Origin of the sequence: Streptomyces sp. DH12, assembly GCF_020873895.1 — a bacterium.
Classification (GTDB): domain Bacteria; phylum Actinomycetota; class Actinomycetes; order Streptomycetales; family Streptomycetaceae; genus Streptomyces.
Window position 1 is genome coordinate 42,804 of the sequence record NZ_JAHWGT010000002.1, and the last position, 24,734, is coordinate 67,537.

At 71.6% G+C, this 24,734-nt stretch carries 18 protein-coding genes and 1 pseudogene; 15 read left to right on the forward strand and 4 right to left on the reverse strand.

What is annotated here, in order from left to right; genetic code table 11:
- Positions 1 to 124: 124 nt before the first annotated feature.
- Both LPA54_RS01920 and LPA54_RS01925 read left to right on the forward strand, forming a co-directional pair.
- Positions 125 to 421, forward strand: a complete 297-nt coding sequence (locus LPA54_RS01920; protein WP_058943822.1) for a DUF4193 domain-containing protein — start codon at positions 125 to 127, stop codon at positions 419 to 421.
- 13 nt (positions 422 to 434) lie between these two features.
- Positions 435 to 1,349 carry a hypothetical protein gene (locus tag LPA54_RS01925; protein ID WP_228973296.1) on the forward strand — a complete coding sequence of 305 codons (915 nt, stop codon included), beginning with the start codon at positions 435 to 437 and terminating at the stop codon, positions 1,347 to 1,349.
- Positions 1,350 to 1,477: 128 nt separating this feature from the next.
- Here LPA54_RS01925 and LPA54_RS01930 read toward each other — a convergent pair whose 3' ends face one another.
- Positions 1,478 to 1,960: a DUF3093 domain-containing protein gene (locus tag LPA54_RS01930; RefSeq protein WP_228973297.1), complete on the reverse strand. Its 483-nt coding sequence runs from the start codon at positions 1,958 to 1,960 to the stop codon at positions 1,478 to 1,480.
- A gap of 58 nt (positions 1,961 to 2,018) precedes the next feature.
- Here LPA54_RS01930 and LPA54_RS01935 point away from each other — a divergent pair, with 58 nt between their 5' ends.
- The 7 genes from LPA54_RS01935 (at position 2,019) to LPA54_RS01965 (ending at position 8,750) form a co-directional block, all read left to right on the forward strand.
- Positions 2,019 to 2,594, forward strand: a complete 576-nt coding sequence (locus tag LPA54_RS01935; RefSeq protein ID WP_228973298.1) for a PaaI family thioesterase — start codon at positions 2,019 to 2,021, stop codon at positions 2,592 to 2,594.
- The gene (dut, locus tag LPA54_RS01940) at positions 2,594 to 3,106 is read left to right on the forward strand and encodes a dUTP diphosphatase (RefSeq protein WP_228973299.1); all 513 of its coding nucleotides are present in this window, start codon (positions 2,594 to 2,596) and stop codon (positions 3,104 to 3,106) included. The genes LPA54_RS01935 and dut overlap by 1 nt, the downstream gene beginning before the upstream one ends.
- A 1-nt stretch (position 3,107) precedes the next feature.
- Entirely contained in the window at positions 3,108 to 3,875 is a 768-nt protein-coding gene (locus LPA54_RS01945) for a DUF3710 domain-containing protein (protein ID WP_228973300.1), read from the forward strand.
- Between the two features lie 167 nt (positions 3,876 to 4,042).
- The gene (locus LPA54_RS01950; protein ID WP_228973301.1) at positions 4,043 to 6,706 is read left to right on the forward strand and encodes an ATP-binding protein; all 2,664 of its coding nucleotides are present in this window, start codon (positions 4,043 to 4,045) and stop codon (positions 6,704 to 6,706) included.
- Positions 6,703 to 7,389 carry a response regulator gene (locus LPA54_RS01955; RefSeq protein WP_228973302.1) on the forward strand — a complete coding sequence of 229 codons (687 nt, stop codon included), beginning with the start codon at positions 6,703 to 6,705 and terminating at the stop codon, positions 7,387 to 7,389. The genes LPA54_RS01950 and LPA54_RS01955 overlap by 4 nt, the downstream gene beginning before the upstream one ends.
- Positions 7,390 to 7,487: 98 nt before the next feature.
- Positions 7,488 to 7,886: an OB-fold nucleic acid binding domain-containing protein gene (locus LPA54_RS01960; RefSeq protein ID WP_228973303.1), complete on the forward strand. Its 399-nt coding sequence runs from the start codon at positions 7,488 to 7,490 to the stop codon at positions 7,884 to 7,886.
- Positions 7,887 to 8,018: 132 nt separating this feature from the next.
- Entirely contained in the window at positions 8,019 to 8,750 is a 732-nt protein-coding gene (locus LPA54_RS01965) for a DUF3159 domain-containing protein (protein ID WP_228973524.1), read from the forward strand.
- 190 nt (positions 8,751 to 8,940) lie between these two features.
- Here LPA54_RS01965 and LPA54_RS01970 read toward each other — a convergent pair whose 3' ends face one another.
- Complete coding sequence (locus tag LPA54_RS01970; protein WP_228973304.1) at positions 8,941 to 9,618, reverse strand: TrkA family potassium uptake protein; 678 nt, start codon at positions 9,616 to 9,618, stop codon at positions 8,941 to 8,943.
- The gene (locus tag LPA54_RS01975) at positions 9,618 to 10,286 is read right to left on the reverse strand and encodes a TrkA family potassium uptake protein (protein ID WP_228973305.1); all 669 of its coding nucleotides are present in this window, start codon (positions 10,284 to 10,286) and stop codon (positions 9,618 to 9,620) included. The genes LPA54_RS01970 and LPA54_RS01975 overlap by 1 nt, the downstream gene beginning before the upstream one ends.
- A 208-nt stretch (positions 10,287 to 10,494) precedes the next feature.
- Here LPA54_RS01975 and LPA54_RS01980 point away from each other — a divergent pair, with 208 nt between their 5' ends.
- From LPA54_RS01980 to LPA54_RS01995, 4 genes are all read left to right on the forward strand, one after another.
- On the forward strand, positions 10,495 to 12,561 hold the full coding sequence (locus LPA54_RS01980) for an APC family permease (RefSeq protein ID WP_228973306.1): 2,067 nt from the start codon (positions 10,495 to 10,497) through the stop codon (positions 12,559 to 12,561).
- Positions 12,562 to 12,654: 93 nt separating this feature from the next.
- Positions 12,655 to 13,986 (forward strand): class I SAM-dependent RNA methyltransferase, encoded by a 1,332-nt coding sequence (locus LPA54_RS01985; RefSeq protein WP_228973307.1) that lies wholly within the window; start codon positions 12,655 to 12,657, stop codon positions 13,984 to 13,986.
- Positions 13,987 to 14,266: 280 nt separating this feature from the next.
- Positions 14,267 to 14,461, forward strand: a complete 195-nt coding sequence (locus LPA54_RS01990) for a ribbon-helix-helix protein, CopG family (RefSeq protein ID WP_030862426.1) — start codon at positions 14,267 to 14,269, stop codon at positions 14,459 to 14,461.
- Complete coding sequence (locus LPA54_RS01995) at positions 14,458 to 14,850, forward strand: type II toxin-antitoxin system death-on-curing family toxin (protein WP_228973308.1); 393 nt, start codon at positions 14,458 to 14,460, stop codon at positions 14,848 to 14,850. Before LPA54_RS01990 ends, LPA54_RS01995 begins: the two co-directional genes overlap by 4 nt.
- 389 nt (positions 14,851 to 15,239) lie before the next feature.
- On the opposite strand, the pseudogene LPA54_RS02000 reads toward LPA54_RS01995, so the two are convergent.
- Positions 15,240 to 15,353 (reverse strand): annotated as a pseudogene (locus tag LPA54_RS02000) (IS5/IS1182 family transposase); the annotation flags it as partial.
- A gap of 341 nt (positions 15,354 to 15,694) precedes the next feature.
- Here LPA54_RS02000 and LPA54_RS02005 point away from each other — a divergent pair.
- Together LPA54_RS02005 and LPA54_RS02010 are read left to right on the forward strand one after the other, a co-directional pair.
- Positions 15,695 to 17,890, forward strand: coding sequence for a hypothetical protein (locus LPA54_RS02005; RefSeq protein WP_228973309.1), 2,196 nt, complete (start codon positions 15,695 to 15,697; stop codon positions 17,888 to 17,890).
- A gap of 98 nt (positions 17,891 to 17,988) precedes the next feature.
- On the forward strand, positions 17,989 to 24,051 hold the full coding sequence (locus LPA54_RS02010; protein ID WP_228973310.1) for a hypothetical protein: 6,063 nt from the start codon (positions 17,989 to 17,991) through the stop codon (positions 24,049 to 24,051).
- Positions 24,052 to 24,734 lie beyond the last annotated feature (683 nt).

Below are 24,734 nucleotides of genomic sequence, written 5' to 3' on the forward strand. Positions count from 1 at the left end.
GGTGTCGATTGAGTAACAGACCTTGATGTGAGGCAAAATCTCCGCCTCAGGTCGGGCACAAGTCCGGCCTCTCACGCGTTACGTGCGCTGGAGACACCGCAAACACCCAGAGGGGGAGAGTGACATGGCTACGGACTACGACACCCCACGCAAGACCGATGACGACGTCGACCAGGACAGCCTCGAAGAGCTGAAGGCCCGGCGGAACGACAAGTCGACCTCAGCGGTCGACGTCGACGAGTTCGAGGCCGCCGAGGGCCTGGAGCTGCCGGGTGCCGACCTCTCCAACGAGGAGCTCGCCGTCCGCGTCCTGCCGAAGCAGGCGGACGAGTTCACCTGCATGAGCTGCTTCCTGGTGCACCACCGCAGCCAGCTGGCCAAGGAGAAGAACGGCCAGCCCATCTGCCGAGACTGCGACTGAGGTCCGGTCGGACGTGGCAGGCGACACTCCGTCCAGGAAGAGGCGCTTCCGGCTCCCAGGGAAGCCGGAGGCCCACGAGGGCGGCACCGGCCCGGCACAGGGCGCCCAGGGGGCGTCCGCCGAGCGGCCCGCCTTGTCCTCCCCCGGCACGCGTGACGACGAGCGGGGCCCCGGGGCCTCGCTCGAACCGGCGGCGCACGGCGCCGCACCCGACCGGGCCGACCGGCCGACAGTCCGCTCCCGCGGTCTGGACGCCGTCCGGCGCGGCGTGCGCAAGAGCGGCGCGGGCGCCCGGGCCGGCCTCGCGTACGTGGCCGACCGCATCATCGAGACGGCGCCGCGCATCGCCGTCCGGGACCTGGCCGCCCTGCGCCGGCAGTTCCCCGGCCTCGGCCCCGAGCAGCTCGCCGACAAGCTCGTCGCCGGCGCGGCGAACGCCACCGCGACCGTCGGCGCCGGAGTCGGCGCCGCCGCCATGCTGCCCGTGCCCCCGGCGATGCCGGCCGAGCTGGCCGCGGAGGTCACCGGCGTGGCCGCGATCGAGCTGAAGCTGATCGCGGAACTGCACGAGGTCTACGGCCAGCGGCCACCGGGCGGCCTCAGGGAGCGCTCCACCGCCTACCTGACCGCCTGGACGGAGGAGCGGGGCATCGACGTCACCAAGCCCACCACCGTCAACGCCGCCCTCGGCGGCCGCGTCAAGCGGGAACTGCGCCAGCAGATCATGAAGCGCACCGTGCGCAACCTGCCGAACCTGCTCCCCTTCATGGTCGGCGCCACCGTCGGCGCCGTGATGAACCGCCGCGACACCAGGAAGCTCGCCGAGCAGATCAGGGCCGACCTGCGCACCCGCCAGGTGCCCTGGGACGCGCTGCCGGAGCTGCCCCCGCTGGAGCAGCCCGAGAACCCCAAGCAGCTGGGCTACTGAGGCGGCCGCACCGCGCGCGGCGGGCGGCTCCCGCCACCGCCGTCGCGGAGCACCGCACGCCCGTCTCCGGGCCGCCCCCCGGCTCAGGCGAGGCGACCCGCCCCCCGGGGCCCCCGCAGCGGCCGCCGTCAGCCGCGCACCGCCGCCTCGCGCGCCCGCATCAGGGCGCCCGCCAGGGCCTCCGGGTCGCGGGTCGACAGGTACACGTACGGCGTCGGGTCGGACGGGTCCGTCACCTCGACGCGCAGCGCGCCCGGGATGTAGCTGCGCAGCAGCATGAAGGCCCGCGGGTCCGCCTTGTGCGTGCGCCAGGCGCGCGCCTCCCGCGCGTCCAGCACCTCCGGCTCGCCCAGCGCCTCCACCGGGATCCGGGCGTCCCCCGCGACCAGGGAGCCCGCCACCACGCGGATGCGCGCCGAGCCGTACGAGCTGACGCAGATCGACGCCAGGGCGCCGGCGGCGATGACGCCCCCCAGCATCGGGACCGCGCCCAGCGGCATGAGCACCAGGCCCCCGGAGAGGCCCAGCAGGGCGGCGAGGAACCACCACTGGCCGGGTGCCGTGAGACGTTCGTCGTACTGCGGGGCCGAAGGACGGTCGGAAGGCTGCATACACCCAAGCTTGGCACGGTGCGACCGGTGCGCCCCCGCGCGGGTAAGGTCTGCGGCTGTGAGCACTGCACTGACGCCTCCCGCCGGCGCCCGGCCGCCGGTACGGCACCCCGAAGCCCCCGCCCCGGGTGAGCTCCTCGGGGCCCACTACGCGCACTGCTTCGGCTGCGGCGGCGGCCAGCCGCACGGACTGCACCTGGAGGCCAGGGCCGGCGAGGGCGTGGCCGTCACGGCCGAGTTCACCGTCACGGCCGACCACCAGGGCGCGCCGGGCCTGGCCCACGGCGGCGTGCTGGCCACGGCGCTCGACGAGACGCTCGGCTCGCTCGGCTGGCTGCTGCGGGTCATCGCCGTGACCGGCCGACTGGAGACGGACTTCTCGCGGCCCGTGCCCGTCGGCACGGTCCTGCACCTGCAGGCCGAGGTGACCGCCGTCCACGGCCGCAAGATCTACTCCACCGCGACCGGCCGGATCGGCGGGCCCGACGGCCCCGTCGCGGTCCGCGCCGACGCGCTCTTCATCGAGGTCAAGGTCGATCACTTCATCGACAACGGCCGCCCGGAGGAGATCCGCGCGGCCATGGCCGATCCCGACCAGGTCCGGCGCTCCCGCGCCTTCGAGGTGAACCCCTGATGCGCCATCCCGTGGACGTGCTGATCCGCCGCCTGGACCCGGAGGTGCCGATCCCGGCGTACGGGCACCCCGGCGACGCCGGAGCCGACCTCGTCACCACCGAGGCCGTCGAGCTGGCGCCCGGGGAGCGCGCGGTCCTCCCCACCGGGGTGTCGATCGCCCTCCCGGACGGCTACGCGGCCTTCGTACACCCGCGCTCCGGGCTCGCCGCCCGGCTGGGCGTCGGTCTGGTGAATGCCCCGGGGACGGTCGATGCCGGGTACCGTGGAGAGATCAAGGTGATCGTGGTCAACCTGGACCCGCGTGAGAGCGTGCGGTTCGAACGGTTCGACCGGATCGCCCAACTGGTCGTTCAGCAGGTCGAGAAGGTCCGCTTCCACGAGGTGGCGGAGCTCCCCGGCTCCGCCAGGGGCGAGGGGGGCTTCGGGTCCACCGGCGGTCATGCCGCCGTGGGCGGCTGGACGGGTGGGAATCAATACGCTGCGGTCGTATCCGACCGGGAAGGACAGTGACGTGTTCGGACGTCGCAAGAAGAGCAGTGCCGCCGAGAACGCGGCGGGCGAGGCCGAGCAGGTCGTCGACGCGGTCGACACCGACGAGGTGGCGGAGGAGGACGGCCCGCGCCGCGTGAACCTCCCGCCGGCGCCCCGCCCGGACGGTCCCTGGGACGTGTCCGAGGTGGCCAAGCCCGAGGAGGGCCGCGTCGACCTCGGCGGCATGTTCGTGCCGGGGGTCGAGGGCATGGAGCTGCGGGTGGAGGTCGCGGGCGACGCCATCGTCGCGGCGACCGTCGTCCTGCGGGACAGCGCGATCCAGCTGCAGGCCTTCGCCGCCCCCAAGAAGGAGGGCATCTGGGGCGAGGTCCGCGAGGAGATCGCCTCCGGCATCACCCAGCAGGGTGGCGTCATCGACGAGGTCGAGGGCTCCCTCGGCTGGGAGCTGCGCGCCCAGGTCCCCGTCCAGCTGCCGGACGGCACGGGCGGCGTCCAGCTGGTGCGCTTCGTCGGCGTCGACGGCCCGCGCTGGTTCCTGCGCGGCGTCATCTCCGGCCAGGGCGCGGTGCAGCCGCAGGCCGCCGGGCTGCTGGAGCAGATCTTCCGCGACACGGTCGTCGTCCGCGGCGAGGGCCCGATGGCCCCGCGCGACCCGATCGTCCTGAAGCTGCCCGAGGACGCGCAGATGGTCCCCGAGGGCGTCCAGACCGACGCCGAGGGCGGCTCCCGCTTCTCCGGCGACATGGGCCAGCTCCACCGCGGCCCGGAGATCACCGAGGTCCGCTGACCACGCCGCACGGGGGCGGCCGGCCGGGGTGTCAGAATCCTGTCAAGACCGCCCGGAAACCACCGCCCCCGTCCGGTTCGCCCCACCCCTGGCCTTAGGGTCGACGCTGCGCAGTCGCCTTAGGGTCGACGCTGCGCAGTCGGCAGTGCTCGGAAGACGATGAGGCCATGGGACGCGGCAAGCTACGGATCTACCTCGGCGCGGCGCCGGGCGTCGGCAAGACGTACGCGATGCTCTCCGAGGCCCACCGCCGGGTCGAACGCGGCACCGACTGCGTCGTCGCCCTCGTCGAGCACCACTCCCGGCCCCGCACGCGGGCCCTGCTGACCGGCCTGGAGCAGGTCCCGCGCCGGACCGTCGAGCACCGCGGCGCCGTCCGCACCGAGATGGACGTGGACGCCGTCCTGCGGCGGCGCCCCGCCGTCGCCCTCGTCGACGAGCTCGCGCACACCAACGTCCCCGGCTCCCGCAACGCCCGGCGCTGGCAGGACGTCGAGGAGCTGCTCGCCGCCGGCATCGACGTCGTCTCCACCGTCAACATCCAGCACCTGGAATCCCTCGGCGACGTCGTCGAGTCGATCACCGGCGTACGCCAGCAGGAGACCGTCCCCGACGAGGTCGTCCGCCACGCCGACCAGATCGAGCTGGTCGACATGGACCCGCAGGCCCTGCGCCGCCGCATCGCCCACGGCAACGTCCACCAGCCGGACCGCGTCGACGCCGCGCTCGCCGACTACTTCCGCCCCGGCAACCTCACCGCCCTGCGCGAACTGGCCCTGCTGTGGACCGCAGACCGCGCCGACGAGCACCTCCAGCGGTACCGCAGGGACCACGGCGTCTCCGCGATCTGGGGCTCCCGCGAGCGGATCGTCGTCGGCCTCACCGGCGGGCCCGAGGGGCGCACCCTCGTCCGCCGTGCCGCCCGGCTCGCCGAGAAGGGCGCCGGCGGCGAGCTCCTCGCCGTGTACGTCGCCCGCAGCGACGGCCTGACCGGCGCCTCACCGGGGGAACTGGCCCTCCAGCGGACCCTCGTCGAGGACCTCGGCGGCACCTTCCACCACGTCGTGGGCGACGACGTGCCGTCCGCGCTGCTGGAGTTCGCCCGCGGCCGCAACGCCACCCAGATCGTGCTCGGCACCGGCCGCCGCAGGACCTGGCGCCACCTCTTCGGGCCCGGCGTCAGCACCGTCGTCGCCCGCGACTCCGGCCCCGACCTCGACGTCCACATCGTCACCCACGGCACCGCCGGCGCGGGGCGGGGCCTGCCGGCCGCCGGCCGCGCCCGGCTCGGCCGCGGCCGCGGCGTCTGGGCCTGGACCGTCGGAGTCCTCGGCCCGGCCCTGCTCACCGGGGTCCTGTCCGGCGTCGACGCGGGGCCCGGCATCGCCACCGACATGCTGCTGTTCCTGGCGCTCACCGTCGCGGCGGCCCTCCTCGGCGGGCTCTGGCCGGCCCTCGCCTCCGCCACCGCGGGCTCGCTCTTCCTCAACTGGTACTTCGCCCCGCCGACGCACACCTGGACCATCGCCGACCCCGAGAACGCGGCCGCGATGGCCGTCTTCCTCGCGGTCGCCCTCTCCGTCGCCTCCGTCGTGGACCTCGCCGCCCGCCGCACCCAGCAGGCCGCGCGGCTGCGGGCCGAATCGGAGATCCTCTCCGCGCTCGCGGGCAGCGTGCTGCGCGGCGAGACCACCCTCGACGGCCTCCTCCAGGGGGTGCGCGACACCTTCGCCATGGAGTCCGCCGCGCTCCTCGAACGCCCCGACGACCACACCCCCTGGAGCTGCGCCGCCCACGTCGGCCCCGGACGTCCGCCGGCCCGCCCCGAGGACGCCGACGTCGACATGCCCGTCGGCGACCACCTCGCGCTCGCCCTCACCGGCCGCGTGCTGCCCGCGGAGGACCACCGCGTCCTCGGCGCCTTCGCCGCCCAGGCCGCGGCCGTCCTCGACCGCCGAAGGCTCGTCGGCGAGGCGGAGGAGGCCCGCGGCCTCGCCGAGGGCAACAAGATCCGCACCGCGCTGCTCGCCGCCGTCTCCCACGACCTGCGCACCCCGCTCGCCGCCATCAAGGCCGCCGTCTCCTCCCTCCGCTCCGACGACGTCGACTGGTCCGACGAGGACCGGGCCGACCTCCTGGAGGCCATCGAGCACGGCGCGGACCGCCTCGACCACCTCGTCGGCAACCTCCTCGACATGTCGCGCCTCCAGACCGGCACCGTCACGCCCCTGCTGCGCGTGACCGACCTCGACGAGGTCGTCCCCGTCGCCCTCGGCGGCGTCCCGGAGGGCGCCGTCGGCCTCGACATCCCCGAGACGCTGCCCATGGTCACCGTCGACCGCGGCCTCCTCGAACGGGTCGTCGCCAACCTCGTCGAGAACGCCGTCAAGTACGCCCCCGCCGACCGCCGCGTCCTGGTCTCCGCCAGCGCCCACGCCGACCGCGTCGAGCTGCGGGTGATCGACCGGGGCCCCGGCGTGCCCGACGAGGCGAAGGAGCGGATCTTCGCGCCCTTCCAGCGGTACGGGGACGCCCCGCGTGGCGCCGGGGTGGGGCTCGGCCTCGCCGTCGCCCGGGGCTTCGCCGAGGCCATGGACGCCACGCTGACCGCCGAGGACACCCCGGGCGGCGGCCTCACCATGGTCCTCACCCTCCGGGCCGCCCCCGCCGCACCCGGGCCCGCCGCCACACCCGCGCCCGCCTCCGCCGCGCCCCGGTCCGCCGCACCCGGGCCCGCCGCCGCGCCCGCGCCCGACGCACCCCGGTCCGCCGCACCAGGCCCCCTCCAGGGCCCCTCCCATCCCCGACGACAGAAAGCAGGACCCTCATGACGCGGGTGCTCGTGGTCGACGACGAGCCGCAGATCGTACGCGCCCTCGTGATCAACCTGAAGGCGCGCAAGTACGAGGTCGACTCCGCCCCCGACGGCGCGACCGCCCTCGCCGCGGCCGCCCGGCGCCACCCCGACGTGGTCGTCCTCGACCTCGGCCTGCCCGACATGGACGGGATCGACGTCATCCGCGAGCTGCGCGGCCGGACCCGGGTGCCCATACTCGTCCTCTCGGCCCGCCACTCCTCCGACGAGAAGGTCCGGGCCCTCGACGCCGGCGCCGACGACTACGTCACCAAGCCGTTCGGCATGGACGAACTGCTGGCCCGGCTGCGTGCCGCCGTCCGCCGCGCCGAGCCCGTCGGCGCGGTGGAGGAGGGCCCCGCGGTGGTGGAGACGGCCGGGTTCACCGTCGACCTCGCCGCGAAGAAGGTCAACCGGGCGGGCGCCGACGTACGGCTGACCCCGACCGAGTGGCACCTGCTGGAGGTCCTCGTGCGGAACGCGGGCCGGCTCGTCGGCCAGAAGCAGCTCCTCCAGGAGGTGTGGGGACCCTCGTACGGCACCGAGACCAACTACCTGCGCGTCTACATGGCGCAGCTGCGGCGGAAGTTGGAGGCGGACCCCTCGCACCCCCGGCACTTCGTCACCGAGCCCGGCATGGGGTACCGGTTCGAGCGCTGAGGCCGCCCCCGTCCGCCCCCGTCCGCACCAGTACGGGGCGGCGCGGGGCGGGCGCCCGAGGCCGGGTCCGCGCCGGGGCGTCCCGGTAGGCTTTCCGTATGAGTGCTGCACCGCGTACAGGGAAGCCGACCGGCCGCTTCCGCCGGATGCTGGACCGCCTGGCCAGCTCCCAGGGCGACCTCGAGTCCGAGGAGCTCCAGGAGGACGCGGAGGCGACGGGGTGCACGCGCATCTGTGACTGCGGTGACCGGCAGATCGTGAAGGTGACTGGTACCTTGCGGACGGTCACCCTGCGTCCGAGGGCCGGAGTGCCGGCGCTCGAAGCCGAGCTCTTCGACGGTACGGCCCCCCTGGACGTCGTGTGGCTGGGCCGCCGCTCCATCGCGGGCATCGAACCGGGCCGCAGGCTCATAGCCTCGGGCCGGATCGCCATGAGCCAGGGGCGCAGGGTCCTCTTCAATCCGAAATACGAGCTCCGACCGCTCGGACAGGAGTAGCCGGTGACGTCACTCGACAAGCCGACCGCCGACCACGACGGCCCGCAGGACCCGTACGGCCCGCAGGGCGCCGGACACGGCGCCGCCGCCCCCGACGGCACCGTACGCACCGACGCCGCGGTCGCCGACCCCGTGGACGCCGACGCGCGGGCCGTGACCGAGGCCGCGCTGTTCGAGGCGTTCGGCGGGGTCCGGGGCATGGTGGAGACGGTCCTGCCCGGCCTCCTCTTCGTCACGATCTACACGATCAACAAGGACCTGCACGTCTCGGCGCTCGCCGCCCTCACGGTGTCGCTGCTGCTCGTCGCCGTCCGGCTGATCCGCCGCGACACCATGAAGCACGCCTTCAGCGGCGTCTTCGGCGTCGCCTTCGGCGTGGTGTTCGCGATGATGACGGGCGACGCCAAGGACTTCTACCTCCCCGGCATGCTCTACACGCTGGGGCTCGGGATCGCGTACATCGCCACGACCCTCGCGGGCGTGCCGCTGATCGGCCTCGTCCTCGGCCCGGTCTTCAAGGAGAACCTCTCCTGGCGCACCCGCAACCCCGGCCGCAAGAAGGCGTACGCGAAGGCCAGCTGGGCGTGGGGCCTGATCCTGCTGGGCAAGTGCGCGATCCTCTTCCCGCTGTACTGGTGGGCCGACACCACCCAGCTCGGCTGGGTGCTCGTCGCGCTGAAGATCCCGCCGTTCCTGCTCGCCGTGTACCTGACGTGGATGTTCCTCGCCAAGGCGCCGCCGCCGATCGACGTCTTCGCCGAGATGGAGGCGGCCGAGCGCGCCGAGGAGGAGCGCGAGGCCGCCCGTGCCGCGGCCCGGCACGCCCGGACGGAGCCGGAACCCGAGCCCGATCGCGGCGCGTGAGCGGGGCGCGTGAGCACCGCGCCTGAGAAGCGCCGCGCCTGAGAAGTACCGCGTCCGAGGCGCCCGCGCACGCCGCCTGAGCGCCGCCCGCGCCCACGGAGAGGGGCCGGGGACCCGTCCGTACGACGGGTCCCCGGCCCCTCCCGCCGCCCGGACGGCCGCTCGCACGGCCCGTCCGGGCGGCTCGCCGTCAGCCGGCGGCGTCCTCGCGCCGCACCGACAGCAACTCCTCCAGCTGCTCCTCGCGCGCCTGCGCCGCGACGAACAGCAGCTCGTCACCGGCCTCCAGGGTCTCCTCCGGGGTCGGCGTCAACACCCGCGAACCGCGGATGATCGTGACCAGCGAGGTGTCCTCCGGCCACGCCACGTCTCCGATCTGCGTACCGGCGAGCCCCGACTCCGGGGGCAGCGTCAGCTCGACGAGGTTGGCGTCGCCGTGGCTGAAGCGCAGCAGCCGGACCAGGTCGCCGACGCTCACCGCCTCCTCCACCAGGGCCGACATCAGCCGCGGCGTCGACACGGCCACGTCCACGCCCCACGCCTCGGTGAACAGCCACTCGTTCTTCGGGTTGTTCACCCGCGCGACGACGCGCGGCACCCCGTACTCGGTCTTCGCGAGCAGCGACACGACGAGGTTCACCTTGTCGTCACCCGTCGCCGCGATGACGACGTGGCACCGCTGCAGCGCCGCCTCGTCCAGGGAGGTGATCTCGCACGCGTCGGCCAGCAGCCACTCCGCCTGCGGCACCCGCTCCACCGAGATGGCGGTCGGCGCCTTGTCGACCAGCAGGACGTCGTGACCGTTCTCCAAGAGCTCACCCGCGATGGAGCGCCCCACCGCGCCGGCGCCGGCGATGGCGACCCGCATCAGTGCTCGCCTCCCTCGGGGCCGTAGGCGAACGCCGCCTCGACCTTCTCGACCTCGTCCGTCCGCATCATCACGTGCACCAGATCGCCCTCCTGCAGCACCGTCTGCGACGTCGGCAGCATCGCCTCGCCCAGCCGGGTCAGGAACGCCACGCGGACACCCGTCTCCTCCTGGAGCGTGCTCACCTTGTGGCCGATCCACGCGGGGGAGGTGTGCACCTCCGCGAGCTGCACCCCGCCGCTCGGGTCGCGCCACACCGGCTCCGACCCCGACGGCAGCAGGCGCCGCAGCATCTGGTCGGCGGTCCACCGCACCGTGGCGACCGTCGGGATGCCCAGCCGCTGGTACACCTCCGCGCGCCGCGGGTCGTAGATACGGGCCGCGACGTGCTCGATACCGAACATCTCGCGGGCGACACGCGCGGCGATGATGTTGGAATTGTCACCGCTGCTGACCGCGGCGAACGCCCCGGCGTCCTCGATGCCCGCCTCGCGAAGGGTGTCCTGGTCGAAGCCGACGCCGGTGACACGCCGGCCACCGAAGCCGGAGCCGAGACGCCGGAAGGCCGTGGGGTCCTGGTCGACGACCGCGACCGTGTGCCCCTGCTGCTCCAGGGCCTGCGCGAGCGCCGCCCCGACCCGGCCGCAGCCCATGATCACAATGTGCACGTCCGCCTACCCCGCACTCCGGGTCCCTTGCTGACCTGCGAAAACACCCTGCTCACTCTTCTCTCTCAGCCTGCGTGCGGTGCTGTCTCGTCACGAGCTTATGCCCCGACGGATCGGTTGCCCTCATCCGCCCGCGCACGCGGCTGACGCGTCGAACGGGCCACCCGCGTGTGGGCGTGGCCCATTTCGAACGCTTACGATCCTCTCCGTGTCCAAACTGACCGACGTGCCCAAACGGATCCTGATCGGCCGGGCTCTCCGGAGCGACAGGCTGGGCGAGACGCTCCTCCCGAAGCGCATCGCGCTACCCGTCTTCGCCTCCGACCCCCTCTCCTCCGTGGCGTACGCGCCGGGCGAGGTCCTGCTGGTCCTCTCCATCGCGGGCGCGTCGGCCTACACCTTCAGCCCCTGGATCGCCGCCGCCGTCGTCGTCCTGATGTTCACGGTCGTCGCCTCCTACCGGCAGAACGTCCACGCCTACCCCAGCGGCGGCGGCGACTACGAGGTCGCCAACACCAACCTCGGCCCGAAGGCCGGCCTCACCGTCGCCAGCGCCCTCCTCGTCGACTACGTCCTGACCGTCGCCGTCTCGATCTCCTCCGGCGTGGAGAACCTCGGCTCGGCCGTCCACTTCGTCATCGAGCACAAGGTCTTCTGCGCCATCGGCATCATCGTGCTGCTGACGCTGATGAACCTGCGCGGCGTGAAGGAGTCCGGCAAGCTCTTCGCCATCCCGACGTACGTCTTCGTCACCGGCGTCGTCATCATGATCGGGTGGGGCGCCTTCAAGGGCCTCGTCCTGGACGAGACCATGCAGGCCCCCACCGCGGACTTCACGATCCGGCCCGAACACGAGGGCATCGCCGGCTTCGCCCTCGTCTTCCTGCTGCTGCGGGCGTTCTCGTCCGGCTGCGCCGCCCTCACCGGCGTCGAGGCCATCAGCAACGGCGTCCCCGCCTTCCGCAAGCCCAAGTCGAGGAACGCCGCGACGACCCTCCTGCTCATGGGCGCCCTCGCCGTCACCATGTTCTGCGGGATCATCGGCCTGGCCATGGCCACCCACGTGAAGATGGCCGAGAAGCCCGCCCACGACCTGATCCACGACGGCGCCCCCGTCGGCCCCGACTACGTCCAGGACCCGGTGATCTCCCAGGTCGCGGCGGCCGTCTTCGGCGACGGGACGTTCTTCTTCGTCGTCCTCGCCGCCGCCACCGCCCTCGTGCTCTTCCTGGCCGCCAACACCGCGTACAACGGCTTCCCGCTGCTCGGCTCGATCCTCGCCCAGGACCGGTACCTGCCCCGCCAGCTCCACACCCGCGGCGACCGCCTCGCCTTCTCCAACGGCATCGTGCTCCTCGCCGGCGCGGCGATCCTGCTCGTCTGGATCTACGAGGCCGACTCGACCAAGCTCATCCAGCTGTACATCGTCGGCGTCTTCGTCTCGTTCACGCTCAGCCAGACCGGCATGGTCCGCCACTGGAACCGCCTGCTCCGCACCCAGCAGGACCCGGCCAGGCGCCGCCGCATGATCCGCTCCCGCGCGATCAACGCCTTCGGCGCCTTCTTCACCGGCCTGGTCCTCATCGTCGTCCTCGTCACCAAGTTCACCCACGGCGCCTGGGTCGCGCTCCTCGGCATGGCGATCTTCTTCGTGACGATGAGCGCCATCCGCAAGCACTACGACCGCGTCGCCCGCGAGCTCGCCGCCCCCGAGGGCCCCAGCGACGACAGCGTCCGCCCCGCCCGCGTCCACTCCATCGTCCTGGTGTCGAAGATCCACCGCCCCACGCTCCGCGCGGTCGCCTACGCCAAGCTGATGCGCTCCGACAAGCTGGAGGCGCTCAGCATCAACGTCGACCCCGCCGAGACCAAGGCCCTCACCGAGGAGTGGGAGCGCCGCGGCATCAACGTCCCGCTGAAGGTCCTCGACTCCCCGTACCGCGAGATCACCCGGCCCGTCGTCGACTACGTCAAGAGCCTGCGCCGCGAGAGCCCCCGCGACGTGGTCAGCGTCATCATCCCCGAGTACGTCGTCGGCCGCTGGTACGAGCACCTGCTGCACAACCAGAGCGCCCTGCGCCTCAAGGGACGCCTGCTCTTCACCCCCGGCGTCATGGTCACCTCCGTGCCCTACCAGCTGCGCTCGTCCGAGGTGGCCAAGCAGCGCGCGAAGAAGCACCAGGACTGGAACGCGCCCGGCTCGGTCCGCCGCGGCCTCGTCGAGACCGGCCCCAAGCGCCCCTCCACCCCGCGGGAGCCGAACGGCGAGGAGTGACCCGGGAGGGACGTAGACTGGTGGGCTGGCGCCACGCCCGACGCGAGCCCGCCAACGGATCTCTCCGCCCCCTTCTTTTGGAGTCACCCCGCCATGCCGAAGAACGCAGCCGAGTCCTCGCTGGTCGGCGAGGAGTACGAGGTCGAGGTCGGCCCCGTCGCGCATGGCGGCCACTGCATCGCCCGCACCGCGGAAGGCCGGGTCCTGTTCGTCCGCCACGCGCTGCCCGGCGAGCGGATCGTCGCCCGGGTCACCGAGGGCGACGAGACCTCCCGCTTCCTGCGCGCCGACGCCGTCACCGTCCTCGACCCGTCCAAGGACCGCATCGAGGCGCCCTGCCCGTACGCCGGCCCCGGCAAGTGCGGCGGCTGCGACTGGCAGCACGCCAAGCCGGGCGCCCAGCGCCGCCTCAAGGGCGAGGTCGTCGCCGAGCAGCTCCGCCGCCTCGCCGGCCTCACCCCCGAGGAGGCCGGCTGGGACGGCACCGTCGTCCCCGCCGAGGGCGACAAGGTCCCCGCCGGCGAGGTACCCGCCTGGCGGACCCGCGTCCAGTACGCCGTCGACGCCGACGGCCGCGCCGGCCTGCGCAAGCACCGCTCGCACGAGGTCCAGCCGATCGACCGCTGCCTCATCGCCGCGCCCGGCGTCAGCGAACTCGGCGTCGAGAACCGCGACTGGCCCGGCATGGACTCCGTCGAGGCCATCGCCGCCACCGGCTCCCAGGACCGCCAGGTCGTCCTCACCCCGCGCCCGGGCGCCCGCCTCCCCCTCGTCGAACTGGACAAGCCGGTCTCGGTGCTCCGCGTCGACGAGAAGGACGGCGGCGTCCACCGCGTCCACGGCCGCGCCTTCGTCCGCGAACGCGCCGACGACCGCACCTACCGCGTCGGCAACGGCGGCTTCTGGCAGGTCCACCCGAAGGCCGCCGACACCCTCGTCCGCGCCGTCATGCAGGGCCTCCTCCCGCGCAAGGGCGACACCGCCCTCGACCTGTACTGCGGCGCCGGCCTCTTCGCGGGCGCCCTCGCCGACCGCGTCGGCGAGGCGGGCGCCGTCCTCGGCATCGAGTCCGGCAAGCGCGCCGTCGAGGACGCCCGCCACAACCTCCGGGACTTCGACCGGGTCCGCGTCGAACAGGGCAAGGTCGAACAGGTCCTGCCGCGGACCGGCATCACCGAGGTCGACATCATCGTCCTCGACCCGCCCCGCGCCGGCGCCGGCAAGCAGACGGCCCACCACCTCGCCTCCCTGGGCGCCCGCCGCATCGCCTACGTCGCCTGCGACCCGGCCGCCCTGGCCCGAGACATCGCCTACTTCGCCGAGAAGGGCTACCGGGTACGGACCCTGCGCGCCTTCGACCTGTTCCCGATGACGCATCACGTGGAGTGCGTGGCGATTCTTGAGCCTGCCGAGAAGGGCCTCTGACCTGTGGTTTTGTTGTTCGGGCGAGTTACTCGACCTGTTTCCCTCCGTGTAGCGGTTCGAGCGGGCGGATCGATCTTTGAGGGCTCTCTGACCTGCAAATTCGTGAGTGAGGCGCTTGCAACGGCGACGCCTCAAGTGATTCTTGACGCTCGGATGGCGCTCGAAATGGAAGTCTTTGGACCTCCGCGGTAGCGATGTGCACGGCCGCCTGGTTCCACGCTCCGCGGAGCCGAGTGCGGCCCGACCGCCCCACTTGATACCGGCTTGGTATCATCTCTGTATGGCGATGACACTTCGACTCCCCGACGACCTTGACGCGAAGCTCACCGAGCGGGCTCGTCGGGAGGGTCGCAGCAAGCAGGAACTTGCCATTGAGGCCATCCGTGAAGCCCAGGACCGAGCCGAGCTGAAGGTCGATGACGTCCTGGCCGAGCTCATGGACAGCGATGCGGAGATCCTGGACTACCTGAAGTGACCGACGTGCGCTACATCCAGCTCGACGAAATCCTGGCCATCGCCCGTACGGTCAACGGTACGGAGCACAGCGTGCGTGACATGGGCCTTCTGGTGTCGGCGATCGAGCGACCCCGGACGAACGTGTTCGGAGCCGAGCTGTATCCCGCGCTGCACGATAAGGCTGCGGCGCTGCTGCACTCTGTCGCCCGCAACCATGCGCTGATCGACGGCAACAAACGCACCGCCTGGCTCGCCATGCGTGTCTTCCTGCGGTTCAACGGCGTCAGCGCGAGTACCGTCCCGCCGCCCGTTTCTGTGGCCGGCCCGTTCGTCGAGGAAGTCGCGCAGGACAACGTCGATGTACCGGCGATCGCCAAGCGCCTCGCAACCTGGTTCCCCGTTTCCTGACGTTCGACGAGGCAAGGGCGCCTCATGTGGAGTGCGTGGCGATTCTGGAGCTTACTGCAAAGGGGATCTGACCTGCGATTTTCGTGGGCTGCTCGGGCGTAGCCGGGCGTGCTCGACACCTGCGGTTCCAATCCCGGACGGGAAGGTGGGCGAGTGTTGCCACCGGTCTTCACAGGGTCCGAGCAAGGCGGCCCTGACGCTCATGGGACGTTCGCTTTGATAGGGCGTCAGCTTATACATGAGGTCGGTATGCGGTCCGTGCGTCGAGTTGCACGGATCGCGGCAGTGGGCGGGCACATCAGAAAGGTGACCGGCGGTCCGGTGTCGACGGGGTGGTGGAGTGCGGCGGTATGAGCAGCCCATGCACCGGGCTGTGCCTGTTGCGTATCGTGGACCTGGCCATGGGGGACTACGACCGCCAGCGGGCGGCCGTTGCCGTCCACGGGGTGGTGGATCTTTCTCGTCAGGCCGCTACGGGAGCCTATTGCGTGGCTGGCTGGCTCGCACCTGGTAGTACGAGCTTCACTGCTGCGTCAGGTGGCGGCGCTGGTGTACCTCTCCGGCCGGGCCGTGTTCGTGGCGTTAACGCTCCGGTTCTACGAAATTCGTGAACGCGGTAGGCGGATTCGATCGTCGTGGGCCATCGCAAAGTGATGAAAGCGCCACAGTAAACCCAAGGATGGGCATACTCTGCGGGAATCACCGCAGGTGGGCCAGGGGCGACCTGTAATGCGGCGGAGGTGTCATGGGTGGGGACCCGTATGTGTCAGCAAAAGGGGTCGGGGAACGCGAGCGGACGGGGGTGCCGGATCCGTACGGTGACCAGGCTCTCCTGACGTCTGCCATGACGGAGGGCTACGACGCCGTCCCTGGCCAGGAACACAGTCGACTGCGGAGCTATCTCGAAGCCGTTGTCGCGGCCCGTCCGGCGCCGGTGCACACCACGGTCGCCTTCAACGCCGTGTACTTCGGGTACGAGCTCGGCGGCGATGGCTACGGCGGAAGCCCGCTGTGCCTCGATGATTTTCCCGTCATCACCTTCGGTGAGTGCGCTCCCGTGCTCCCGGTCGGGGCCATGGTGTGTGTCGCCACCGGGTCGGACCCGCTTTACGCCGAAATCGTCTACAGGGAGGGCGCGCACCCGGAGGTGGACGCGCTCGGTGACGTACCGGCTTGGGTGTCGGGGGCGCCCGCGGGTGCCGAGGGCTCGGGTAGGCCGGGTACAGACGCCGAACCACGGCGCAGGGAGCTGCTGGTGCCGGACCTCCACGCTTTCGGTCCGGCACTGAGTCTGTCACCGGCCCAGCTTCATCGCTTACGCACGCGCGGGCGATGGATCAATGAGGACGGGCATGTCGTCGTCGACGTGTGCTATCCGTCCTTGCAAGCAGCCCGGCGCGACGATCTGACGGCCTACGCGGACCATCTCCTGACGACGGCTCGGGAACAGCTTTTCAGCCCCTTCGTTCCTGTTTCCCTTGCCTCCCTGGTGGGCGGCACGCATGACGACGATTTGCGGGCGGGACTGCTCGGTCTCCTTGACACGGTGCGGGGTGTCCTCAACTCCAGTGCAGTGTTGCGCACCTGGGGCCACTACGCCATGACCCGTACCTCCCTCGCGGACTGCTGGCGGGACACCGGACCGCTGGGCGGCGACGACCTCAGGTCTTTCGTGGCCGCGGTCGAGCACGCGGCCACCCCGGCGAGGCGGCGACACGGCCTCGTCGCTCCGGTCACTGTGTACACAGCGGTCGGACCACGGCTCCGCGGTTTTCCCGGGGCGGAGGAACGGCTAAAGGAAGTGGGGTACGCCGCTGCGGTGTGCCAGGCGAACGTGGCGCTGGCCGACGTGCTCCAAGGGGACAGTGACCAGGGCCTGTTCGGCAACGGCTCCCGGGTCACCCTCGACGACGCCTTCGAGGGGGGAGGGGTGTGGCGGTCCCACCATCCCGGTGACGCAGAGGCACCCGGAGACCCTCTGGTCCCGGCCGGGCGCGGCTGGAACTCCACACTGCCCGCACCGCCGGAGCCGGAAACGGAAGTGGAGCTGGAACCGGTAGATGCGCCCCTCGCCGACGGCGACGCCCTCGGCACCGGCGAACTCCTGCGAAGCGACGCGCAGGAGATCGTCTGGAGGGCGCCCCTGCGGCTGGCCCATCTCATCGGCGGCTGGTTCCCCCTGCTCCCGTTCGTCGCGCAGGACCTTTGCCGGCCCCGCGGCGCGCACCCCACGCTTCGCCTCGAACTCGACCATGCTGGTGAGACGTTGGACGAGAAGGGAGCGGTGCAGTACGTCGCGGCCGAACTCGGTGACGACTCGGGTCGGTTGACGGGAATCGTCTGGCCCGGTGACTTTTTCCCCGGCCTGATGCTGGAGCTGCGCCGGCTCCGTGGCGACACGGTAATTCGGCTGGCCACGACGCGGTTGAAGGACCGGGCGCAGGCCGGTGACCGTGAGACGGGGCACTCTTACGACCCTCGCGTGCTCACCAGGGAGGACGTGCCGGGCAGCAGCCGCTACGGTGACAGCGCGGTCGGGCTGGGTCCCCGGCAACTGGTGATGCGCACCGTGCGCCGTTGCGGTCTGCTCACCCTAGACGGTCACGCCCTGATGGACCGGTCGGTCCTGCCGAGCGCGGTCTATGGGCGCCGACCGGCCCGGTCGCAGGCCGCCGCCTTGGACTCGGCCGTCGCGGAACTGCTCGCGGAACGTCTTCTGGAGCCGGCCCTGGGCAGCCGGGACGCCTGGGGGCAGCCGCACTTCCCGCCGCGTGACGGACAGCGGACCATTCTCCTCATTGGCTACCGCCCCGCCAGGCCGCGGGTGATACGTCCGTGGGGCGGTGGCGAACCGGTCGATGAGGGACTGCGCGGCGCTCAGTTCGTCGCAGGTCATCTGCGCCGCCTGCGGCCGGGGTGCCTGCCCAGCGACGTTCAGCGCGCGGCCTTCCGGGAGCACTGCCGCAGGCTCGGCAAGGCGGACGGCTGGGAACTGCCGTACGGCTACACGTTCGTGACCGAGCACACACGCGGCCGCTGACCTTTCACGGTTTCGCGCGTCCACGGCTCCGGCCCCCTCTCTTCCTCCTGTTACCCACAGACATCTTCCTGTCACAAACAGAAACGGAGTGTGTGTACATGCAGGACCGCTACCACGTCGTCACAGGGCCGCCGTGGTCCCCGCCGAGCGTCTCGGCCGAGGACCTGGAAGGCCTGGCCGCCGCGCTCAACGCCTTGCAATTCCCGGCCGTCGCCGCCCTGAACGACCTCACGCCGGACATGGTGGAACTCGCTTTCAACTCCCTGCGGCCCAAGCACCGCCAGGAGTTGCTCACCAGTCTGGGCATCCGCATGTCGGCCCCTCGACGGGTGAGCAGTGCCCTGTGCCGGGACGTCCTCACCAGGCTGCGGCGCGAGTCGCGGCAGCACACCCGTACATGGGGGATCAAGGGACTCACGGTCACCGTGATGAACCAGGTGGGCGACTTCGTCCTGGCGCACGACGGGGAGCCGGTCCCCGACCCTGTTGCCCGGTGGGGCGCCACCCTGGTCCGGGCCACCGTGTTCGCGTGGTGCAACGCCTCCGTCACCGACGCCCACATCCTTGCCTGGGCGGCGGACCAGGACTGGTTCGGGGCGACGGCCGACGACGAGGAGGCGGCCCGGCTCGCCGCCGTCGCTGCCGCGGCGCGGCCCCTCGTGGAGGCGTACCCCGATTTCGTTCTTGGAGCGGCGGAAGACGACGGGCTGGCGCTCGCGGAGGACAGTGAACCAGGGGCCGTTGCCCTCGCCGACCGGCCGGGCACCAGCGCCCCCGCACCGCAAACCGCGGCAGCGGACAGCGGTACTTCGCACGAGGAGACCGCCCCCGCGTTCGACAACACCGGGACCAAGGCTGGGACAGCTCCCGAGGAGGCATGTCAGCAACTGGAGTCCGCCCTAGTGGGGGCCCGTCAGGCCGCGGAGAAGGTCACCGACGCAGTCATGGACGGCCGCCCTCCGCAGGACGAGGACCTGGCTCGGCTCGCTGCGCTGAGCACTGTTTTCAACGACGTGGACGCGGTGTTCCGGGCCGCCGGGATCGAGGGGGTGCCTCGTCGCCTAGAGGACATCACGCGCGCTGCACACGTACACCGGACAGCGCGGGAGCGTGACCTCCAGGCCCGCGAGCCGCTGCGGGAACTGCTGGCTGTCGCCTGCCGCCCGGACAGCTCCGCCGCTGCCGCCGCTGCCGCCGAGGCCGTGCGCGGCGCGGCTCGCCGCCTGCTGGACGTGCCGGTGTGGGAGGAGCTGCAACACGAGGAGAGCGCCGCGCTCGCCGCCCTGGCCCGGCTCATCAGGCTGGGACGACAGGCGGATGCCGCCACGGAGATCCTGGCACTGCAGGGACAGGTCGTACGGGTCCTGCCCACGTGCGCCATGGCCGTGCTCATCGCTCCCGAGCTGACGCTGGACCAGCCGGTGGACGGTGCCCCGTACCCGGCCGGGACCGACGAGGCACACGGCACCGCCGAGCCCGCCGACGCCGAGACGACCGCAGAACACGAAACCGCGCAGTCGGCCGCATCGACCGAGGCGATCGCGCCCCAGCGCGCCGCCGAGCCGGAAGCCACGACGACCGCCGTGCCGGTCCACGCCCCCAAGGCAGACGCCGGGCCGGCCGCCGACAGCGACTCGGCACCCCCCACGTCCGCTGACGCGCCCGTCCAGGCACCCGCCGCACCCACGCTTTCTCCCTTCGAGGACACGCCCGTCCGGGAAGCGGCCCCGGTGGCGGACGACGCCACCGATGAGGTCGCAGTCGAGGGGGTCTTGGCGCAGCTGGTCGTGGAGCGGCGCTTCGGACTCGCCCACCATGTGGCAAGGGCCGCCGGCCACCCCGAGCCCCCGGTGGCGGCGCTCCGCCTGGCCGGTGCCGCCGCGCTGCTCACCTCTGGGGACAGCCAGAGTGCCCGGCTGACGGCGGGCCTGCTCCAGGAGTACGGCGGATATGCGGGCCAGGACACCGAGGGCAGCGAACTCCTCCTGCTGCCCGCCCTGCTGCGTACCGCGCTGATCACCGGTGACCACGCTGTGGGCGCTCAGCTCAAGGCGTTGGTGCCGAGGCTCCCGGACCGGCTGGGGGAGGCGGCGGCCGCCGTCGCCGACCGTGCCCTCAGCGGCGCCCTGCTGATCGCCTCGCCGCTGGTCGCCGACGTCTCCGAGACCGAGGCCCGGCTGCGGGAACTGCGCGATCAAAGCCGTACCCTGCTCTCGCCGCAGCGGCTGCGGTTCGCACGGGCGACGGAGATCGCCAAACGCTGGCTCGCCCCCGACGACGGGATGCTCGGATCGCTGCTCAGGACCGTCGTCCGCGACGACCGCGACGCGCTGCAGCAGGTGCGGGAGCAGGCCGATCGGCTGTCGAAACTGGCCGAGGTCAACAGCGAGATCGACCGCATGGACCGCAAGTACCGCTCGTCCAGCGGCAAGCCGATCCAGGGCTCCGGGCGGCAGGACCTGGTGCATCTCGTGGAACGGGCTGTCAGCCTGGTCAAGGAGTGGTGCCTGGCGGTCGACGGCACCCGTCGCGGCGACCGTTCCGACGGCAGCCGGGCGGTCAAGGAGATCTCCTCCCTGCGCCAGTCCCTGCTGGACGGCAGGGAAGCGGCGCTGGGTGAACTGGAGCGGTTGGCGCGGCGCCCGGATGCCCTCTCGGGCGCGATGGCCTGGGCGGCCCACGCCTCGATGGAGGAGCTGTTCGCTCTGCTGGCCGGCGACACCGTGACCACGCGTTCCGGCGGTCCCGTCGACCCAGCGCTCGTTCTGGACGCGGAGCTGCTGAAGGTGTGTGACACCCGTGACGAGCGGCCATCGCCCGACGAACTGCTCACCGCGGTCCACCGGAGCTGGCAGGAGGCTCTGGACGAGCGGCTCTCCCACGACGCGTTCACCGCGGCCCGTGACATCGTCGAGCTGGCCGGACGCGGACTGCTGCCTGCCGCTGGGGCGGGGGAGTTCGTCCCGCCTGCGGAAGCCGAGATCGACGACAGGGAGACCGCCCGGCGTGCGCAGCTGCGGAAGGCACACGACGCACTCGTTGCCGAGCTGCACCGTGCGCAGGCCGACGGTGCCGTGACCGAGGACCAGGACCTGGGCCTTCAGGAGTTGCTCGCCGACGCCCACAACAGCCTCGAAAGCGGTGACCGACACGACCTGCTGCACGTGCGGCGGGCGCTCGACACGGTACGGAGTGACCTGCCGGCCTTCCGGGAGCAGGCGGCGGATCGAATCCGGGCTCGGCTCGACGCCCTGGACCCCTCCGTGGAGGAGCGGGCCCAGGTCCTGCGGCGCCTGGAAACGAACGACCTGGCCACCGCTGCCGACCTCGTCTACTTCCTGGAGATCGGCGAGCCGGTCCCGGAGATCGAGGGTGGCGAGTCCCATCTGACCGAGTTCTTCCCGGCCGTGCCCGACGGCCTGCCCGGAGGGATCGACCATGAGCTCGTCGAGCTGGTCCGGTCCGGCGGCAAGCATCCGATGGTTCCCGTCCTGGACTACGGCGGCCTCTCCACCGACGAGGCGGCGCTGGCGGCCGACGCCCTCGACGAGTGGCGCGCGCTTGCCGCCACCGAACGCAAGGACCGGCTCCAGGTGGCTCCGACGCGACAGGTGCCGCCTCTCCTCAAGCTCCTCGGCTACGACGCCAAGAGCGCCAGGCCGCTCGACGACCGATCCCAGCACCGGCGGGAATACCGTCTCTTCGAAGCGACCGGGGTGGAGATCAATGGTAGAGCGAAGGCGCCCGCGTTCGGCTCGCAGATCAAGGAGCAGGGCGGCAACCTGCGGGTGATGATGGTCTGGGGCAGGCCGCCCGCCAAGGTCGTCATGAGCTGGGCGGAGCGCGATACCAGCGGAGCGAGCCTTCTCGTCGTCTACTTCGGCACGCTGAGCCGTGAGGCCCGAGTCGAACTCGCCGCCGGCTCCGACCGGTTGCAGCCGCTGCTCGTGGTGGACGATGCCGCCTTCGCCTATCTCGCGGCCTGCGGCAACCGCCAGGTAAGCGCCGCCACACAGACCCTGCTGCCCTTCTCTGGCGTCAACCCGTACATCAGGGGGAAGCGCGGCCGGATCGGCGGCGAGATGTTCTACGGCCGCGACGCCGAACGTAAGAGCATCCTCGACCCGCGCGGCACCCAGGTCATCTACGGCGGCCGGGGCCTGGGCAAGTCGGCGCTGCTCGCCGACGCCGGGGAACTGTTCACGGAGCAGCGCCCCGGCTATCACCAGACGGTGTACGTCAACCTCGACCAGGAGAACATCGGCAAGGGCAGCTCGCGCGGGCCGGAGGCGCTGTGGAGCGTCCTCCTGAGAGAGCTGACCGTGGCACAGGTACTCGATGACCGGCCGCAGGGGCGCGGAAAGCGACAGGAGACCTCCGAGCGGGTGCGCGCCGGCATCCGGGCCTGGCTGGACGGGGACTCCCGTCGCCGACTGCTGATCCTGCTCGACGAGTGCGACCAGTTCTTCGAGGCCGACGCCCCGCGGTTCGACCAGACCAAGAAGCTCAAGGGCCTCGGGTCCGACACTAAGGACGCGGCAAAGGTTGTCTTCGCAGGACTTCACTCCGTGCAGCGCTTCTCTAAGCTCGCGAGCAACGGGCCGTTCGGCCACCTCGCTCAGACCCCGAAGGTGATCGGCCCGCTGGCTCCCCAGTCGGCTGCGGAACTGCTGGTTGAGCCGATGCGGGCGCTTGGGTTCGAGTTCAAGGACCTGGATCTCGTCAACCGTGTGCTCGGCTACTGCTCGTACCAGCCGTTCCTGCTGCAGATGTTCGGGCACCGGCTGGTCGAGCTGATGCACCGCAAGCGGACGCGGCGCGGCGCCGGGGAACCTCCTTACGAGGTGGAGGTGACCGACATCGAGATCGTGGAGTCGGACGCCGCGCTCCGGGAGGGCATCTCGGCGGCCTTCAAGGACACGCTGAGCCTCGACCACCGCTACGACGTGATCGCCAATGTGCTGGCGTACCACGCCCGCCATCACGGCCTGGAGGTCCGGCTGAGCGACACCGAATTGCGCGAGGAGTGTGAGACGTACTGGCGCATGGGGTTCGAACAGCTCGACACCGAGGGTTTCCGCGCCTACCTCTCCGAGATGGTGGGTCTCGGTATCCTCGCGCCCAACCACGACGGACTGGGCTGGCATCTGCGCGGTCCCAACGCCCTGCGCATGATCGGGACCTCCCACGAGGTGGAGGCACGTCTACTCAGGGCCGAACAGGACTGTGAATTGCAGGAGAGCATCGTGCAGGAGGGCCGCCCCGAGCTCCCCGACGGGCGGCCGGCTCCGCTGACCAACACCCAGCTCGACGACCTCCTGGGCGAGCGGTCCAACCGGACCCGAATCGTCCTCGGCAGCACCGCCACCGGAGTCACCGACGTTGCCCGGACGTTGCGTACGGTCGCCGGACCGATCGACGGCTGGACGCTGCCACCCGTGGGCAAGCCCAGCGTCTACAAACAGGAACTCACCGGCGGACGCCCCCGAGAACGACGGGTCGTCATCAGCGACTTCGTCAACTACCGGGAGCCGGTCCGGCCCGAGACCTGCCGCGAAGCCGTTGACCTGGCCGAGACGCTGCTGCCCGCCACTCCGGGGGTCACCCGCGCGGTCGTCATCGTCACCGACCCCGCTCAGCTCACCCTGTGGCGCTCCCTGCTGACGGGAACCGAACCTACCTCGGCCGCACCGGTGGTGCTGCGTAGGCACGACCACCGCAGCCTGCGCGGCTGGGCCCAGCGCATCAACATGTTCCACACGGAGGACCGCCTGGACCGTCTCCACGAACTGACCGGCGGCTGGCCGCTCCTGGTAGACCGGGCCCACCGCCTGCACGAGGAATTGGGCAACCCCGACGAGGTGTTGCGTCGTCTGGCCGACCTCCGCGCGGACCGGGCCCAGGCCCGCGCATTCGCCGAGGCGACCGGCGTGTACGCGGGTTCGCTGCTGGCCGCCGGATACCGGGCCCTCACCGACGAATTCAAGGACGGCCTCTTCGACCTGGAAGGCGCGGTGACCGCCGTCGCGCTCGAGATCGATGACGAGGACGAGGCACGGTGGATCGTCGACTTCCTCGACGCCCTCCAGGTCTTCGATCGCGAGGACACCCAGCTGCGCCTGGAACCGGTGCTCCGGGAGTGCGTGGCGCTCAACGGGTGACAGAGCCGCACGTGAATCGTGACCGGACATGGCCGTGGCGATCGCGGGCGTGCCGGTCGCGGTTCCGCAGTGGGCGGAGGACCTGTTGCGCCGACGAGAGTGGGGCGTGTCCAGGCGAGACCAGAAATCCTGGTAGACCGCGTGACCTCCTCCGTGCTGCTCAGGGCTGAACAGACTGCGGCAACCGGATCATCCCGAGGGATCCGCCTCGCTCGCCCGCGAGACCGAGTGGCCCGACACCGACCCGGCACTGTCCGCCGTGACGCTCGTTTGACGCTCTGGGCCCCTTCAAGCTGCGCATCAAGGTGGGTCGCTCGACCTGGTTTCCTCCGTACAGCGGGTAGGGCGCACTCACTGCTTGTTCGAACTCGCCTGACCTGCGGTCACAGGGTGTGGCGGGGTTCGTACGAATGATGTCGGCGACGTGCATTCATCATCGTTGGCGCTCGAATGACGTTCGATTCGTGAGACTGAAGCAGGGCCGCGTTGCTCGGCCGGCGATGGGCGAGTGGGGCCGGCAGGTTGCCCTCGTTCGCGACGCGTCGGCGTGACTGTCGCCCACGAGGGACAGCCGACAGCCGGCTTACGCAAAGGGCGCAAGCCGGTGATCGGTCATGACGTCGTCCGGCCCCATCGGCGACGACGGAGCGCATGCCGGAGGAGTCGCATAACCGCTCCTGGGC

Bases quoted from the DNA above. Each gene is read 5' to 3' on its own strand.
- LPA54_RS01970 (WP_228973304.1), bottom strand. From the start codon at position 9,618: ATGCGGGTCGCCATCGCCGGCGCCGGCGCGGTGGGGCGCTCCATCGCG.
- LPA54_RS02005 (WP_228973309.1), top strand. From the start codon at position 15,695: ATGACGGAGGGCTACGACGCCGTCCCTGGCCAGGAACACAGTCGACTG.
- LPA54_RS01950 (WP_228973301.1), top strand. From the start codon at position 4,043: ATGGGACGCGGCAAGCTACGGATCTACCTCGGCGCGGCGCCGGGCGTC.
- LPA54_RS01955 (WP_228973302.1), top strand. From the start codon at position 6,703: ATGACGCGGGTGCTCGTGGTCGACGACGAGCCGCAGATCGTACGCGCC.
- LPA54_RS01985 (WP_228973307.1), top strand. From the start codon at position 12,655: ATGCCGAAGAACGCAGCCGAGTCCTCGCTGGTCGGCGAGGAGTACGAG.
- LPA54_RS01990 (WP_030862426.1), top strand. From the start codon at position 14,267: ATGGCGATGACACTTCGACTCCCCGACGACCTTGACGCGAAGCTCACC.
- dut (WP_228973299.1), top strand. From the start codon at position 2,594: ATGCGCCATCCCGTGGACGTGCTGATCCGCCGCCTGGACCCGGAGGTG.
- LPA54_RS02010 (WP_228973310.1), top strand. From the start codon at position 17,989: ATGCAGGACCGCTACCACGTCGTCACAGGGCCGCCGTGGTCCCCGCCG.
- LPA54_RS01920 (WP_058943822.1), top strand. From the start codon at position 125: ATGGCTACGGACTACGACACCCCACGCAAGACCGATGACGACGTCGAC.
- LPA54_RS01930 (WP_228973297.1), bottom strand. From the start codon at position 1,960: ATGCAGCCTTCCGACCGTCCTTCGGCCCCGCAGTACGACGAACGTCTC.
- LPA54_RS01960 (WP_228973303.1), top strand. From the start codon at position 7,488: ATGAGTGCTGCACCGCGTACAGGGAAGCCGACCGGCCGCTTCCGCCGG.